Genomic DNA, 14,858 nt, shown 5'->3' with positions numbered 1-14,858 from the left:
CAATCAACTAGATCGGAAGAGAAAGACAATCATGCGTAGCTCGAAATTATTCGCGACAATTGTTGCCGTTCTCGTGTGCACGCCGGCGCTCGCCGACGACGTCAAGGTCGGCATCGGGATTTCCGGATGGACCGGCTTTGCGCCGCTGACGCTCGCAAAGGAGGCCGGCATCTTCAAGAAGAACGGCCTCGACGTCACGCTGAAGAAGATTCCGCAAAAAGACCGCCATCTGGCCATTGCGTCGGGTGACATCCAGTGCGCGGCGACCACGGTCGAGACCTGGATCTCCTGGAACGCGAGCGGCGTTGCGACGAAGCAGATTTTTCAGCTCGACAAGAGTTTTGGCGCCGACGGCATGGCCGTGCGGAGCGACATCGCCTCGATCAAGGATCTGAAGGGCAAGACGGTCGCGGCGTCCACACCCGGGACCTCACCCTATTTCGCGCTGGCCTGGATGCTCAAGAAGAACGGCTTGTCGGTCAAGGATGTCACGGTCGTGAACCTCGAGCCGGCCGCGGCCGCGCAGGCCTTCGTCTCCGGCCAGAACGATGCGGCAATGACCTACGAGCCCTACCTCTCGACGGTTCGCGACGCACCCGACAAAGGCAAGATCATCGCCACCACGCTCGACTATCCGATGGTCATGGACACCTTTGGCTGCACGCCAAAATTCCTGAGCGAGAATCCGAAAGCTGCGCAGGCGCTGGCCGACAGCTATTTCGAAGCGCTCGACATGATCGCGAAGGATCAGGCCAAAGCCTATGAGATCATGGGCGCCGACGTCAAACAGTCCGGCGAGCAATTCGGTAACTCGGCGAAATATCTGCGCTGGCAGGACAAGGCCGCAAACCAGAAATTCTTCGCGGGCGATTTCCTGGCGTTCAACAAGGATGCCGCGGACCTGCTGCTCGAGATCGGGATCATCAAGGCGGCTCCAAAGGTCGAAGATCTCTTCGATGCCAGCTTCACCAAATAGAGCTGCCCGCGTTCGGCCGGTCCCCCTTCACCCGGGCGGGACCGGCGCATCTCAACTCCCGGATACCTGATGTGATACGTCCCCTCGATCCCGTGACCTCGAAGCAGCGCGTGGCCTATGGTTTCGCGTTCTTCGTGCTGTTCGTCGCCGTCTGGGCCTGGGCCACCTTCGGCGGCCATGTGTCAAAGACCTTCCTCGCCAATCCGCTGGCCATGATGCAGGAGGGTTTTGAACTGCTGACGCGACACGGCTTCGTGTTCGATATCGGCATGACGATCTGGCGGGTCGTCGGCGGCTTCGTACTGGCGGCCCTCGTTGCGGTGCCACTCGGCGTACTGATGGGCGCCTACAAGCCGATCGAGGCCTTTCTGGAACCTTTCGTCTCGTTTGCCCGATACCTGCCGGCCTCGGCTTTCATTCCGCTGCTGATCCTGTGGGCCGGCATCGGTGAGTTGCAGAAGCTCCTGGTCATCTTCATCGGCTCGGTGTTCCAGATCATCTTGATGGTGGCCGTGACCGTCGGCGGTACAAGGCGCGACTTGGTTGAAGCCGCCTATACGCTCGGCGCCGGTGATCGCGGCATCATCCGCCGCGTGCTGCTCCCCTCGTCTGCCCCGGACATCGCGGAAATTCTGCGGCTGGTGCTCGGCTGGGCGTGGACCTACGTCATCGTCGCCGAACTGATCGGATCATCGTCCGGCATCGGCCACATGATTACCGATAGCCAGGCCCTGCTCAACACCGGCCAGATCATCTTCGGCATCATCGTCATCGGCTTGATCGGCCTCATTTCGGACTTCCTGTTCAAGGCCGTCAACGCCTGGCTGTTTCCGTGGAAACTGGCGTGACTGCGCTCAGGCTCGAGCAGATTTCCCGCACCTTCTCGGCACGCCCGGGACATGCACCGACACGGGCACTGGAGCCGACCGATCTCGCGGTCGGCGATAATGACTTCGTCACCATCCTCGGGCCCTCCGGATGCGGCAAATCGACCCTGCTTCGCATCATCGCCGGTCTCGACCGCCCGAGCTCCGGGCGCGTCATGCTCGACGGCCGCGAGGTCAGCGGTCCCGGTGCGGAGCGCGGCATGGTGTTCCAGTCGTACACGCTGTTTCCCTGGCTCAGCGTGCGCGAGAACATCGCCTTCGGTCTGCGCGAGCGCGGCCTGCCGCAAGCGGAGCGCCGCAAGGTCGCCGATGCCTTCATCCATCGCGTCGGCCTCGCCGGCTTTGAGAACCACTGGCCAAAACAGCTTTCCGGCGGCATGCAGCAACGCACGGCGATTGCGCGCGCGCTTGCCAACGATCCAAAAATCCTGCTGCTCGACGAACCCTTTGGCGCGCTGGATAACCAGACCCGCGCGCTGATGCAGGAGATGCTGCTCGGGATCTGGGAGCGCGACCAGAAGACGGTGCTGTTCGTCACCCACGACATCGAGGAAGCGATTTTTCTCGGCGGCCGTGTCATCGTCATGAGCGCGCGTCCCGGCCGCATCAAGGTGGAGATTCCAGTCGATCTGCCCCATCCGCGCTCCTACCGGATCAAGACCACACCAGAATTCGTCGCTTTGAAGGAACGCCTCGTCGAAGAAATCCGCAGCGAAGCCTTGAAGGTTGCTGCCGATGCCTGACATCAGCCCCTCCGCCAATGGCGACCGCGTGCTCGCCGATCTCAACGCGCTTCGCGCGATCGGCGCCTACAAGACCGGCGTTCACAAGCCGACCTTCTCCGAACCACATCTGGCCTCGCTGCGCTGGCTCGTCGATCGTCTTCCCGAGGCCGGCTTGACCGCCACGATCGACGGCATCGGCAACGTCCTCGGCACCAGCGACAAAGCCGGACCGAAACTGCTGGCCGGCTCGCATCTCGAAAGCCAGAACTATGCCGGCTGGCTCGATGGGCCGCTTGGCGTCGTCTATGCGCTCGAAGCCGCGCGGGTGATCAATCCTGATCCCAGCACAAAGGGCGTCGTGGAGGTCGCCACTTGGTGCGACGAGGAAGGCCATTTCGGCCACTTCCTCGGCTCCAGATCCTATGTCGGCCGCGTCTCTGAAGTGGACATCGATGCCGCGCGCGATCGCACCACAGGTCGGAGCATGCGTGAGGCGCTGCGCGATGCAGGCCTTGCCGGCCGGCCGCGCACAACCGCCGTACCGGGCCGGCACATCGGATATCTCGAGGCACATATCGAGCAAGGCGACACGCTCGAAAGCAGCGGACTTTCAATTGGCATCGTCACGTCCATCGTCGGCATCTGGCAATACCGCATCAGCTTTGCGGGCGAGCAGAACCACGCGGGCACGACCCGCATGGCCGCACGCAAGGATGCGGGCCTGGCCCTGGCCAGATTTTGTGTTGATATTGATGAGCGCTTCCCCTCGCTGAGCGGACCGCGCACGGTGTGGACCACCGGCCGCATCACGCTCGAGCCGGGCGCGCCGAGCATTATTCCCGGGGCTGCGGAGATGCTGTTCCAGATCCGCGACGACGACCCCAAAGTCATCGCGCGGCTGGAGAACCTGCTCCAAACGATGGCGGATGAGGCCACCGCGACCGGCCCGTGCAGCGTCACGCTGGACCGCCTTCGCACGGGCACCCCTGCCATGATGGATACGCGGTTTCAGGACGCGATCGAGGCTGCGAGCAAGATGGTCGCCGGTGGAAGGTCCGTGCGCATGCCCAGCGGAGCCGGCCACGATGCCCAAATTCTCGCAACCATCATGCCCGCAGCCATGCTGTTCGTGCCATCGATCGGCGGCGTCAGTCATCATTGGACCGAGAATACAGCCGATGCCGACATCGTCGTTGGCGCACAGGTTTTTGTCGAAGCCTGCCTAAGACTGCTTGCCCAATAGCCGGATCGAATGCGGCGGGGCCGTGGGCACCCCGCCGAGAACGATGACAACCGTCGATAACATACGCTTGATTTGTGGCTTGGATCACATCCCGACGGTCGTCGTGGTGGGAGATTTGCCCAGCCCAGATGTGGCTCCTGCAGCGCGATAAGGCGGTCCTGTTCGACAGGACCCTACTCGCGACCAGCGTGCCGCGGCCGAACGCAAAAGACTCGCATCGACGCACACTCAAGCATTGGAGGTTCAGATGTCTCCAATCCTGCGGCCATTGCTGACGATCACTCTCTGCTTGCTGATCAATGGAGCCAGCGTCGCCGGCGAATTGCTGCAGAAGCAGTTTGCCGCGAAATCCTATTCTGGCTCGCGCGACCGGAAGTACAAGGTGTTCGTGCCGTCCTCCTATACCGGACAGGACCGGGTTCCCCTGGTCATGGTTTTGCACGGCTGTATGCAGACCGACGTCAATATGGTCAACGAGACCAGCTTCAAGGACTTGGCGGAGCGCGACAATTTCATCGTCGTCTACCCCTTCGTCACAAGCTTTGATCCCTCGCCACCACGCGCCTCCAACTGCTGGGGATTCTTTATCGATCAGCAGATCCACAAGGGCGCGGGAGAGGTCGAAGATCTGCACCAGATCGCACTTGAGGTCGAAGCCGAATTCAAGATCGACCCGAACCGGCGCTACGTGACCGGTCTTTCGTCCGGCGCCGGGATGTCGGTGGACCTCGCCGTCGCGCAGAGCGCCTATTTTGCGGCTGCCGGCTCCGTCGAGGGCCTGCCCTATTCCGAGACGTCGTCCGCGGTGGGCTTCGTCTGCGCCAATCCTGGAATGTTCAAGCCGGTTTCAGCCGACGCGCTCGCAATGCAGAAGGAGCAGCAGCAATCTGACGAGCAGCGGCCCGTCCCCATCATGGCCATCCATTCGCGCAACGATTGCGTGGTCAACATCCTGGGTTCGCAGAACATCCGCGATTCCTGGATCCGCCGTTACGGCCTGAGCGCAACGCCGGTTGCGACGTCGGACTGCACGGCCAAAGGCGTGGCCTGCACCCAGACCAGGTATGGCACTGCGCAGCGCTCTGTGGTCGAAACCGTCTTCTACGACGGCAAGCATGGCGATCTCATCGCGACCGACTCGCATTACTGGGTCGGCGACAACAGCGGGCAATTCGCCGATCCGACGGGCCCGAGCGCCAGCGAGCTGCAATGGGCCTTCTTCAAGGCGCATCCGTTCCATGAGAGCCAGCCGCCGGCCGTCGCAATTGCCTCCGCCACGGCCAGCGGCAATGCCGTGACTGTCAGCGGCACGGCATCCGTTCCCGCCGGTTCGATCGCAAGCGTCACCGTGCGGCTGGATGGCGCTTTTCCGCAACCGTCAAGAACTGCGTCGGGTACAAGCGATTGGACCATCACGTTCGATAATCTGCATTCGGACGCATTCTACGTGCCGGTCGCCATCGCAACTGACAATGATGGCGCCACGGCGAGCGTGAGCGGAACGCCGGTCGCGGTGGGTTCGCCGCCGGCGAATCTGCCGCCAAATGTCGCGATCAGCAGGGCATCCGTCACCGACGATTGCGTCACCGTGGCAGGCAGCGCCTCCGATCCCGAAGGGCAGCTCGCGAGCGTCGATGTCCAGCTCGGCTCCCGCGGACGCAAGAACGCGACGATCACCCAGAACACGTTCAAGTACCAGGAATGCGGACTGCCGCCCGGCACCTACACCACGAACGCACAGGCCACCGACAATGCCGGTGCAAAGAGTCCGGTCGTGTCGGGTCCGGACGTGAACGTCAGCGACGTGCAGTCCGTCACCGCCAACTGGCAGGCTCATATGAGCGCAGGCCGGCTCCGCGTATACTTGGCGCCGTGTGGAAGCATCGGCTTTGGCGCCTGTGATCAGGGGTTCGCCGAGATTTTTCTGACGAACCAGTTCAATCCCTTCCCACTCCACCACAAGTCGACATCCAGCGACTGGTTCGTGAGGCCGGAGAACATTCCCTAAATTCAATCAGGCCGGCGGAGCCAGGTCGAAAAGCCGGAACGCGGCACTGCCGGTCGGGCAACGTCGAAATCCCTATGTCTGGGAAGCCGCGTCGGCGGGCCTCGCCTCATCTGCCGGCCATTGCCGACGGCGCTCGTGCCAATCGGCGAGGACCTTGTACTCCTGCGCCATCTTGTTCAGCTCTTGTTTGGTTTGCTCGTGGCCCGTCAGCGCCGCCTGAACCTGGCACGCGTGTTCCAATGCTCGATACTTGCGATGCATGGTGGCGTTCCCTCCTAAGGTGAGGAACCACGAAAATCAAAGGAAGCCAATCACACCTAGGTTTAGGAAAGGGACGGGATCACGCCGGACTGCGGTCGCGAATGGGACTTTGGTGCGACCGAAATCCGACCGAGCCAGCCCGGAAGGGCGGCGCGTCTGGGCCAGCGCGGCAGGCGGGTTCAGCTTTGCCTCAGGTGCTGCCGACTATCCCGTCCATCCCGTTCTCGACCGCCCCTCAGCCTTCGCCGTTATCGCCGATACCGGCCCCGCGATCCCGGCTTCGAATGCGGCCAGTATGGGTTGAGCAGGCACATGCCCTGGTTCGGCGCCGCCTCCATCACGCATTGATCCCAGGTCGTGTAGCGGCAATCGAACCAGGTCACACCGCCCCGCCTCCAGACCTGGCGGCAAACCGGATAGTTCGGATCGTAGCGTTGAGCCGTCGCCGGAGCGGCCGCAACGAGGATTGCGATCACGGCGATCATCCAACAAAGCGTGCGCATGCAACCTCCTTCATGTGACCGCCGTTCACAGCAAGTCGCCCGCATGAGCAGCACCCGCCTCCGAGCAAGTCCCGATCCGAAAGGTGCAACGCCCGATTGCTGCCAACGTTCAAGGCATCCGGCAAACGTCCGGATGCAGCAGCGGCGCGTCCTTCACCCAGACTTCTGCGCCGTCAGGACCGCAGACGGCCCGCAGCGGCTCGCCAGCGGGCAAGCGGATCCAGCTTTGCGGCGCCAGCATCTGATCGCCGATCGACAAGCTCCCCGCCAGAACGAGCGCTTCAAGCCCGCGTGGGTTCTCGATCGCGACCGTCCTGCCGGCAATCCAGCTCTCGAAGCGCACGTTTTCGAATCCGTCGTCGAACAATTCGATTGCGCGCGCTGCGCCCGATCTCGGCTGCAGCGGACGACCCTCCGCGGGCCGCCGCACGATCTGGTCGCGATCGCCCTCCCGGAATTGCCAAAGGCGGACGAAGATCGTGCAGCCGTCGTTGGATGCCGGAACATGCGAGGTCTCGGGAGGGTTGCGGAAGTAGCTGCCCGCCGGGTAATCGCCGTGTTCGTCCTGGAAGACGCCGTCGAGAACGACGATCTCCTCGCCGCCGCCATGGGTATGGCGAGGGAACGCACTGCGCGGTGCGTATCGCACGATCGACGTCGCACGCGCCACCTCGTCGCCGATGCGGAACAGCATGCGCCGGTCCACGCCGGCGGCCGGGCTTGTTTTCCATGGCAGCTGCGCGGCGTGAATGATAACTGGCACCGTCAGGTCGTCATTGATGCGCATCGCGCTTCTCCGTCGTCATCAGCAGCGTTTTTCAAACTTGAAACGACCAGAACCCATCATCGCGTATAGCATTTTCTCCGGCCTGAAGCGCGCTGCTGTCCGGTTGCAGTCGGCCCCGCGTTCGCTTGCGCCACCGCCGCATCGGCTCGACAAGATCACGATGTGATCGAAATCCATCGCGATCCGGCCGTTCGGAAACGTCTTCGTCGCCTTAAGAAGGCTCGGATGATTGCGTTCCGCCGACGGCACGCTCGCTGAGGTTCCAAGAAAGGTCAGGTCGAACGTGTCCGGCGATGTCATCGGTTGGGGTGACGGGCTGCCATGGCGCAAACGTCCAAGCGAACTATATCTCTTACGAATAAGCTCCCATGTTCCCCTGTTGAAGAAGCCCTTGGTCGTTTTTCTGCTGCTGCTGTTCGTGCCGATCGCCGCGTCGGCCGCGCGCTATGTCTTGCTTGGACACGATCGCGGCAACTGGCAAACCGCCGATCGGTCGAGTGCCGGCCTGCTGCCGCCCGCGACATCCCACCCCGATGCGATGGTCCGGGTCTTTGCCGCCCGGACTGTGCGCTGGCGCAGCATTTTTGCAGTTCACACCTGGATCGTCGTGAAGGAGAAGGGCGCGGCCAGCTACAGCCGGTACGACTACACGGCGTGGGGAGAACCCATTCGTGCCAACGGCTTTGCGCCGGACGGTCGATGGTTCGGAGCCATGCCGGAGACCGTCGTGGCGGTTGACGGCGCGCGTGCCGAAGCGCTGATTCCGAAGATCCGCGACGTCATCGAAAACTACAGATTTCGATCCTACGGAGACTATAGCGCCTGGCCGGGACCGAACTCGAATACGTTCGTGCAGGCGGCCCTGGATGCGGTGCCCGAACTCCGGGCGGTTCTGCCGCCGACCGCGATCGGCAAGGACTTCCCTTACGACGGTCGATGGATCGCCTTGACCTCGTCCGGCACGGGCTTCTACGTCTCTCTCGCCGGTTATTTCGGCATGAGGATCGGCTGGGTCGAAGGATTCGAGCTCAACTTTTTCGGCGCCGTTCTCGGGTTCGACTTTCGCCGTCCCGCGCTGAAGCTTCCCGGTCTTGGACGCTTCGGAATCGCAGCCGGCCTGTAGGAGATGAACTCAGGGGCGATGTGACAGAACAAATGGCGAAATAAGCATTGCTCGCTGGCAGAAAAGCAGAACTGAAAATCATCAAGACAAGGGTTGGTGGGGGAGGCAGGACTCGAACCTGCGAAGCCATGAGGCGGCTGATTTACAGTCAGCTCCCTTTGCCACTCGGGACACTCCCCCGCTCGATGGCAGTCCCATCCGGTCGCTTGATGAGCCGGCGACGGACCTGCCATGGGCGTGAAGACCGCGCCATCCGCAAAACGGAAAGGCGTGCGGCCGGGCGCGTTTATGGGCGAAGCGGCGGGGCAAAGTCAACCAAGCCGGGCGCCAAATCGAGGCCTTCCGGGGTGAAAAATTGCCAGAATCCGGAACCCGTGACACAAGCCTGCGATGACCGATCGCAAGCAGAAACGGCCGTTCCGCAGGGGTGGCGGCCGGCCCTTCGACAAAGGTGCCCCGCACGGCCCAAAGCCCGCCCGGCACGACCGCGACAGGGCCGCCGACGGCCCGGCGATCCTGTATGGCTGGCATACGGTGACGCTCGCGCTGCAGAACCGCGCGCGAAAAATCCGCAGGCTGCTGCTTACCGAGAACGCCGCCCGGCGCCTCGCCGAGGAGAACATCAAGGCGCGCATCACGCCGGAAATCGTGCGCCCGACCGAAATCGACCGGCTGCTCGGCCCCGATGCCGTGCACCAGGGTCTGTTTGCCGAGGCCGATCCCCTGCCCTCGCCCGACATCGAGACGCTCGCGGCCGAGGGCATCGTGCTGGTGCTCGACCAGATCACCGACCCGCACAATGTCGGCGCGATCCTGCGCTCGGCCGCGGCGTTTGCGGTCAATGCCATCGTCACGACCGCGCGCCATAGTCCGGAGGCGACCGGCGTGCTCGCCAAATCCGCCTCCGGCGCGCTGGAGCTGGTGCCGCTGGTGACCGTGCAGAATCTCGCCCGGGCGCTGACGCGGCTCAATGAGCGCGGCTTTCTGACCATAGGTCTCGACAGCGAAGGCGCCGAGGATCTCAGCCGGATTGCGCTGCGCGCGCCGCTTGCGCTGGTGCTGGGCGCCGAGGGCAAGGGCCTCAGGCAGCTGACGCGCCAGACCTGCAGCCATCTCGCGCGGCTCGACATGCCCGGCAGCATCAAGAGCCTCAATGTCTCCAACGCCGCGGTGCTCGCGCTCTATGTCGGCGCGAGCCGCCTCGGCCTGATGGGCTGAACTCGCTATCCGCAAGCACTTTCTTCTCCCCTCCCCCTTGCGGGGTGGGGGGTCGGGGGTGGGGTATTACTAGCACGTCTGCGCGTGGCTACCCCCTCCCCAACCCTGCCCGGCAAGGGGGGAGGGAGCGCACCGCCGATGCCGCACGAATTCAACCCTGCTTCATCACGCAAAAACGCCCGCTCGCGGAGCCTGCGAACGGGCGCTGAGACGATCGGCGATGCGCGATCAGTAATATCGGCGCAGCACGCGGTGGCCGTAATAGTAAGGCATGTAGCCGTAGCGCGGGCTGCGATGATACGGCGTCATGCCGTAGTGATAGCCGTGCCAGCGATAGGAATGATAGGGGTGATGGTGGTGCCAGCGATAATAAGGCTGCGTGCGATAGCCGTCCCAGCCGGAGACCGCACTCTCCTGATAGGTCGGCACCGGCGCGAATGCGCCCGGACCGGTGTAGGTCGGGCCCTGGTTTACGTAGTAATATTGCGTGGCCGGTTCAGCGAGGTGCTCGAATGCCCACCCGGTGTTGCAGCCCGTGGTGCAGCCGCCATATGCTGGCATGTAGGTGTACGCCGGAGCATAGGCGTAGGCCGGCGTGTAGGGCGTACATGGGCCGTAGCCACAGGCCAGGGCCGGCACGGCACTGACCGTGACTGCGGCCAGCGCCGCGAGCACACTCGAGATGGACTGACGCATGACTTTACTCTCCTGTTGATCGCTTTTGTCTTGGTTAGTTGGGCGGTTTGGGAATCGGATTGCGGCCTGATCCGGGGCTTCTCGGCCTGTCCCCTTGCAGATCGATCTCCGGCGCGACCACGATCGGCGGCGGATTGGGTGGCACGTCGGTCTGCGGCGGCAGCGGCGCCGACTGCGCCGACCATGACCGGTAATAACTCTCGGCAGGATTCGGCAGCTTGCGATCCGCTGGTGGCTCGATCTCCAGTCGCCCATAGGCGGGCCTCAGCCCGAGGCTCGGATAGTAGTGGCCGACGCGCGGCTCGGGCGCGATCGGACGCGCGCCATAAATCGTCTTGGGGACCTGCCAGCCCTTGCCGAGACCAAAGTCGCCTTCGATGACCGCATAGGAGACGTCGAGGCCGTTGATGATGACGGGGACACCCGGCCGGCCGGGAATGACGCGGTCAAAACCCTCGCCGAGACCGGCGGTGGTCGTCCCCAACAGAAAAGCCAGTGCCACGAGATGGCGCATTACGTACATGTTTCCTAAAATTTCCTTCACGACCTAACAGAGGCCGCGCAACCATGGGTTAAGAACGCGGATTAACTTGCCGGTAAGCCTAACGCGCGGGCGATGAAATAGTGTTAACGGGGGAGTTCGGCGCAAAGTTAACGCGCTCCGCTTCGGCGCAGGCCGCACGCGGAGAGCCGATGGCGCCGCTTCATCGATCTTTTTGGTCGAGCGCCCCGCGGACGAATGCCAGGAGGTCGTTGCTGCGGAACGGTTTCAGGATGACCGGGCGATTTGCGATGCGCTTTTCTCCGCCCTGGCTGAGGATCGGGTCGGGCGAATAGCCGGTCATGAACACGATCGGAAGGTTTGGATAGGTGATGGACACGCGCGCGGCGAGCTCGGGGCCGCCGAGCCGTGGCATCACGACGTCGCTGAGCACCAGATCGATCTCGCTTGCGCGACGCTGCAGCAGGCGAAGCGCTTCCTCGCCGTTGGTCGCCATGACGACAGAATAGCCGCCTCGCTGCAGCGCCGCCGCCGCTGCATGCATGGCGGAGCGATCGTCCTCCACCACCAGGATGGTTTCGCGTCCCTTCGAATGCACGACGTCCGCGGGGCGCGTGGCGACTTCCGGCGTCAGATGACTGCGCGGCAGCAGCACGGTGAACGTCGTGCCGCGATCCACCTCGCTACGCACCGAGATGTGTCCGCCCGCCTGGGTGACGATGCCGTAACAGGTCGCAAGGCCGAGCCCGGTGCCATTGCCACGCCCCTTGGTGGTGTAAAACGGCTCGAAGATGCGATTGAGATCCTCCGGCTTGATCCCGTTGCCGGTGTCGGCGAACGCCAGCTCCACATATTCGCCGGCCGGCACGCCGTGATCGAGGTGAGCGATGCCGACGTTCCTGACCTCGATGCCGAAGCGTCCACCCTCCACCATCGCATCGCGCGCATTCACCGCGAGATTCATCACGACCTGCTCCAGCTGCCCACGGTCCACGAACACCGGCCAGACATCCTCCGCGACCACGGTCACAATCTCGATGTTTGCGGGCAGCACCCTGCGGAGCAGCGAATGGATGTTCGGCACGGCCTCGCCAAGGTCGACGACGGCCGGCTGCATCGGTTGTCTGCGGGAGAAAGCCAGGAGCTGCCGCGTCAGCACCTGGGCACGCTCGATGGTGCGGATGATCTCCTCGACCTCGGACAGGCGCGGATCGTCGGCGCTGCATTCGTCGCGCAGCATCTCGACATAGACGAGAATGACGAGCAGCAGGTTGTTGAAGTCATGCGCGACGCCGCCGGCGAGCAGCCCCACTGCCTCCATCTTCTGCGCGTGCCGCAATTGCAACCGCTCGGTGATGTCGTGGATCGTCACCATCACGATCACGGCCTGACGCGAGCGGATCGGATTGAGCTCGATCTCGATCGGGAATCTCGACCCGTCCTTGCGCTGCCCGACGAGGTCGAGGCCGATGCCCATCGGCCGCGCGGTGGGACTGGCGTAGAAATTCGCACGGTGCTTGACATGGGCATCGCGCAAGTGGATAGGGATCAGGATTTCGACAGGCTGGCCGAGCAGCTCGGCGCGGCTATAGCCGAACAGGCGCTCGATCGACGCATTCACCAGGTTGATCTTACCGGTGCCGTCGATAACCAGCACGCCGCCCGGCGACGACTCGATCGCAAACTGGAAGGCCGGCTCGGAAAACCGCTGCTCCGAGAGCTCGCGGGCGATCTTGGCGGCGCCGATGATCTCGCCATCCGCCGCGCGCACCGGCGAGACGCTCAGCGAGATTTCGATCAGATGGCCGTCCTTGGCCTTGCGAACCGTCTCGAAATGCCGGACGCGCCCGCCCTTGGCGACTGTCGCGAGGATGTCCGAAACCTCGCCGCGGCGTTCGGCGGGCACGATGATGTCGATCGACTGCCCGATGGCTTCACGCGCGGAATAGCCGAACAGGATCTCGGCGGCCCGGTTCCAGCTCGTGATCTCGCCCTCAAGCGTCTTGGTGATGATGGCGTCCTCGGCCGACTCTACCACGGCGGCCATCAGGCGATCGCGCTCACACCCATCTCTTTGCATCGGCGCACCGCGATCCGTGTCTAGTGCCCACTTTTCCAAAGTCCGCGCACCATCGCCGCAACATCTTTCGCAGACTTCGGAACGTCAGGGCACTGGCAAACCCATGATTCCAGTGCCGCTTTCGGTCTAGAAATCCTGAACCGATCTTGCCGCGTGCAAGTCAAGGACTTCAGATCGGCGGCACGAGTTCGTGACGCCACGCACCCTGACATGCTTCGTTGTTCAACACGCAAGGGAAATATGCGGTACCCTAAAACTTTGGTTGCAGCGCGCGCCCGACGCGGTAGTGGACTGCCTTTGAGTACCGCTCCGCCCTGTGGATCGTACGGATTGTTGCCATAATAACCACGGGTTACGTTTGCATTGATTCGGCTGGTTGCATTTCGCTCATATGCTCGCATCGCCCGTCCGAAGACCGAACCATAGTATCTTGGTACCTGTGGGTCGGCTGTTTGCGTTGCGCTTTCCTTCTCGGTTCGGGGCCAGCGAATGCCAACCATCCTCGTCATCGACGACGATCACTCCATCCGTCACGCCATTCAGGCACTGCTCAGGAAGAATGGTTACGAGGTCGTGCTCGCGTCCGACGGCGCAGCCGGACTGAAGCTGATCGGCAGCGCGCGATTCGACGCCGTCATCGTCGACATGTTCATGGACGGAATGGATGGGCTCGCAACCATTCGCGAGCTGAAGAAGTGCGATCCAAAAATGCCTTTCGTCGCGATGAGCGGTTTTCCCTTCACCGATCCGAGGAACAGCGTGCCGGATTTTCTCGGCATGGCGGTGCGGCTCGGCGCGGTGGCCGCGCTGCAGAAACCCTGCAGGGTCTTTGAGCTCCTGAACGCCGTGCAGAAATGCATCGCGGCCCGCGAACGCGACAGCGAAAGCGAGGGCGACCACGAGGACATGGTGGAAATGGCCCCGGATTTCGAGCGCCCGCGACGGACATCCTGACTCTCACGGTGACCGCGGCGGACGGCCCGGAGGCGCCAATGCGGCTGTCAAGCGCCCTCGCCAACACCCTCACCCAGCAGACGCGCATCAATGCCCAGGAGCGACGCTCGGCGCGCGGGTCTGGCCGCGGCCCCGGCGAAATTGCAGCAATTCCGGACCAGCGAGCAGAGTGTAGCCCTTGCCGGACAAGTCTGGTATTTGACAGCGCGCCCCCTGCCCGTCCGTTGACAATGGAGCAAGGTCGCGGGGCGCATCGGTCTCGCTGCATCCTGATCTCGAGATCGCCGGCTTAGCTCAGCGGTAGAGCAGCAGTTTTGTAAACTGAAGGTCGGGGGTTCAATCCCCTCAGCCGGCACCATCAGGCCCGTTTGCCCGCGGCCAGGCCGCTCTTGTAACAATTTTGTCACCCCCTGAACTAAACTCGGAGTTGTCCCCGAAACCAACAGGGGTATCTCTTGCCTCGACAAGTCTTCTTTGCTGGACTTTTGCGGGGTTGAGGTGGCGTCATGAAATGGATCGAGGAGCGCGATGCGTTGATCGCGCAGACGAAGGCGTTTGTCGAAGCGGTCAGCCGCAGGTCGGCCGACAGCGGCAGGTCCGCCGCAGCACGGCTCCAACCCGCTGCCGTTGCGCTGAGCAGCGCGCCACCTCCTCCTGCGGCGCCTGTGACCAACACCAGCGCGCCACGTGCTCCTGCAGCACCGGCGCCGGCCGCCAAGACCAGCGCAACCACCAGCGCCATGCCGACGCTGGCTCCGCTCGAACGGAAGTTCGACCAGGTCAGCATGTCCAGCGAGATCCGCTCGCGGATCGCGGCCTTTCGTGCTCATCAGGAGCGCTTCAACCGCGAGCGCCACGAATATTTCAACGCGACGCTGGCAAGGCTGCGCGCGGA

General features: G+C 63.2%; 16 protein-coding genes and 2 tRNA genes. 10 read left to right on the top strand and 8 right to left on the bottom strand.

What is annotated here, in order from left to right; all coding sequences use genetic code 11:
* Positions 1-31: 31 nt before the first annotated feature.
* The 5 genes from JOZ76_RS12305 to JOZ76_RS12285 all read left to right on the top strand — a co-directional run bounded on the left by JOZ76_RS12305 (position 32) and on the right by JOZ76_RS12285 (position 5,839).
* Positions 32-976: an ABC transporter substrate-binding protein gene (locus tag JOZ76_RS12305; RefSeq protein WP_291698896.1), complete on the top strand. Its 945-nt coding sequence runs from the start codon at positions 32-34 to the stop codon at positions 974-976.
* A 74-nt stretch (positions 977-1,050) separates the two neighbouring features.
* Positions 1,051-1,824 carry an ABC transporter permease gene (locus tag JOZ76_RS12300; RefSeq protein WP_291698895.1) on the top strand — a complete coding sequence of 258 codons (774 nt, stop codon included), beginning with the start codon at positions 1,051-1,053 and terminating at the stop codon, positions 1,822-1,824.
* Complete coding sequence (locus tag JOZ76_RS12295; protein ID WP_291698893.1) at positions 1,821-2,606, top strand: ABC transporter ATP-binding protein; 786 nt, start codon at positions 1,821-1,823, stop codon at positions 2,604-2,606. Before JOZ76_RS12300 ends, JOZ76_RS12295 begins: the two co-directional genes overlap by 4 nt.
* Positions 2,599-3,831: a Zn-dependent hydrolase gene (locus tag JOZ76_RS12290; protein ID WP_291698892.1), complete on the top strand. Its 1,233-nt coding sequence runs from the start codon at positions 2,599-2,601 to the stop codon at positions 3,829-3,831. The genes JOZ76_RS12295 and JOZ76_RS12290 overlap by 8 nt, the downstream gene beginning before the upstream one ends.
* Before the next feature lie 247 nt (positions 3,832-4,078).
* On the top strand, positions 4,079-5,839 hold the full coding sequence (locus JOZ76_RS12285) for an extracellular catalytic domain type 1 short-chain-length polyhydroxyalkanoate depolymerase (protein WP_291698891.1): 1,761 nt from the start codon (positions 4,079-4,081) through the stop codon (positions 5,837-5,839).
* 72 nt (positions 5,840-5,911) lie between these two features.
* On the opposite strand, the gene JOZ76_RS12280 is transcribed toward JOZ76_RS12285, so the two are convergent.
* The 4 genes from JOZ76_RS12280 to JOZ76_RS12265 form a co-directional block, all read right to left on the bottom strand.
* Positions 5,912-6,100: a hypothetical protein gene (locus tag JOZ76_RS12280; protein ID WP_291698890.1), complete on the bottom strand. Its 189-nt coding sequence runs from the start codon at positions 6,098-6,100 to the stop codon at positions 5,912-5,914.
* A 248-nt stretch (positions 6,101-6,348) separates the two neighbouring features.
* On the bottom strand, positions 6,349-6,603 hold the full coding sequence (locus JOZ76_RS12275) for a DUF3551 domain-containing protein (protein ID WP_291698889.1): 255 nt from the start codon (positions 6,601-6,603) through the stop codon (positions 6,349-6,351).
* 109 nt (positions 6,604-6,712) lie between these two features.
* Positions 6,713-7,390: a cupin domain-containing protein gene (locus JOZ76_RS12270; protein ID WP_291698888.1), complete on the bottom strand. Its 678-nt coding sequence runs from the start codon at positions 7,388-7,390 to the stop codon at positions 6,713-6,715.
* Between the two features lie 18 nt (positions 7,391-7,408).
* Complete coding sequence (locus JOZ76_RS12265) at positions 7,409-7,690, bottom strand: hypothetical protein (RefSeq protein WP_291698897.1); 282 nt, start codon at positions 7,688-7,690, stop codon at positions 7,409-7,411.
* Between the two features lie 91 nt (positions 7,691-7,781).
* Between JOZ76_RS12265 and JOZ76_RS12260 the strand changes: the two genes are divergently transcribed.
* Entirely contained in the window at positions 7,782-8,513 is a 732-nt protein-coding gene (locus JOZ76_RS12260; protein ID WP_291698887.1) for a DUF3750 domain-containing protein, read from the top strand.
* Between the two features lie 94 nt (positions 8,514-8,607).
* Here the strand turns inward: JOZ76_RS12260 and JOZ76_RS12255 are convergent.
* Positions 8,608-8,693: transfer RNA gene (locus tag JOZ76_RS12255), tRNA-Tyr, on the bottom strand.
* Positions 8,694-8,903: 210 nt separating this feature from the next.
* Here JOZ76_RS12255 and rlmB point away from each other — a divergent pair.
* A complete protein-coding gene (gene rlmB, locus JOZ76_RS12250) occupies positions 8,904-9,731 on the top strand; it encodes a 23S rRNA (guanosine(2251)-2'-O)-methyltransferase RlmB (protein ID WP_291698886.1) in 828 nt (275 codons plus the stop codon).
* 228 nt (positions 9,732-9,959) lie between these two features.
* On the opposite strand, the gene JOZ76_RS12245 is transcribed toward rlmB, so the two are convergent.
* From JOZ76_RS12245 to JOZ76_RS12235, 3 genes are all read right to left on the bottom strand, one after another.
* Complete coding sequence (locus JOZ76_RS12245) at positions 9,960-10,427, bottom strand: hypothetical protein (RefSeq protein WP_291698885.1); 468 nt, start codon at positions 10,425-10,427, stop codon at positions 9,960-9,962.
* A 34-nt stretch (positions 10,428-10,461) separates the two neighbouring features.
* Complete coding sequence (locus JOZ76_RS12240) at positions 10,462-10,941, bottom strand: hypothetical protein (RefSeq protein ID WP_291698894.1); 480 nt, start codon at positions 10,939-10,941, stop codon at positions 10,462-10,464.
* 190 nt (positions 10,942-11,131) lie between these two features.
* On the bottom strand, positions 11,132-12,976 hold the full coding sequence (locus JOZ76_RS12235) for a hybrid sensor histidine kinase/response regulator (RefSeq protein ID WP_291698884.1): 1,845 nt from the start codon (positions 12,974-12,976) through the stop codon (positions 11,132-11,134).
* A 522-nt stretch (positions 12,977-13,498) separates the two neighbouring features.
* Between JOZ76_RS12235 and JOZ76_RS12230 the strand changes: the two genes are divergently transcribed.
* The 3 genes from JOZ76_RS12230 to JOZ76_RS12220 all read left to right on the top strand — a co-directional run.
* Positions 13,499-13,963 carry a response regulator gene (locus JOZ76_RS12230; RefSeq protein WP_291698883.1) on the top strand — a complete coding sequence of 155 codons (465 nt, stop codon included), beginning with the start codon at positions 13,499-13,501 and terminating at the stop codon, positions 13,961-13,963.
* A 283-nt stretch (positions 13,964-14,246) separates the two neighbouring features.
* A tRNA-Thr gene (locus JOZ76_RS12225) sits at positions 14,247-14,321 on the top strand.
* 148 nt (positions 14,322-14,469) lie between these two features.
* Positions 14,470-14,858, top strand: a 389-nt coding sequence (locus tag JOZ76_RS12220; RefSeq protein ID WP_291698882.1) for a hypothetical protein, incomplete at its 3' end; no start/stop codon positions are given.

It is taken from the genome of Bradyrhizobium sp. (genome assembly GCF_019244115.1).
Taxonomy (GTDB): domain Bacteria; phylum Pseudomonadota; class Alphaproteobacteria; order Rhizobiales; family Xanthobacteraceae; genus Bradyrhizobium.
This window is presented reverse-complemented; position numbering and strand designations above follow the sequence as displayed.

Coding starts and splice junctions, on each gene's coding strand:
- rlmB (WP_291698886.1), top strand. CDS start 8,904: ATGACCGATCGCAAGCAGAAACGGCCGTTCCGCAGGGGTGGCGGCCGG.
- JOZ76_RS12235 (WP_291698884.1), bottom strand. CDS start 12,976: ATGGCCGCCGTGGTAGAGTCGGCCGAGGACGCCATCATCACCAAGACG.
- JOZ76_RS12305 (WP_291698896.1), top strand. CDS start 32: ATGCGTAGCTCGAAATTATTCGCGACAATTGTTGCCGTTCTCGTGTGC.
- JOZ76_RS12245 (WP_291698885.1), bottom strand. CDS start 10,427: ATGCGTCAGTCCATCTCGAGTGTGCTCGCGGCGCTGGCCGCAGTCACG.
- JOZ76_RS12280 (WP_291698890.1), bottom strand. CDS start 6,100: ATGCATCGCAAGTATCGAGCATTGGAACACGCGTGCCAGGTTCAGGCG.
- JOZ76_RS12230 (WP_291698883.1), top strand. CDS start 13,499: ATGCCAACCATCCTCGTCATCGACGACGATCACTCCATCCGTCACGCC.
- JOZ76_RS12275 (WP_291698889.1), bottom strand. CDS start 6,603: ATGCGCACGCTTTGTTGGATGATCGCCGTGATCGCAATCCTCGTTGCG.
- JOZ76_RS12270 (WP_291698888.1), bottom strand. CDS start 7,390: ATGCGCATCAATGACGACCTGACGGTGCCAGTTATCATTCACGCCGCG.
- JOZ76_RS12285 (WP_291698891.1), top strand. CDS start 4,079: ATGTCTCCAATCCTGCGGCCATTGCTGACGATCACTCTCTGCTTGCTG.
- JOZ76_RS12290 (WP_291698892.1), top strand. CDS start 2,599: ATGCCTGACATCAGCCCCTCCGCCAATGGCGACCGCGTGCTCGCCGAT.
- JOZ76_RS12240 (WP_291698894.1), bottom strand. CDS start 10,941: ATGCGCCATCTCGTGGCACTGGCTTTTCTGTTGGGGACGACCACCGCC.
- JOZ76_RS12265 (WP_291698897.1), bottom strand. CDS start 7,690: ATGACATCGCCGGACACGTTCGACCTGACCTTTCTTGGAACCTCAGCG.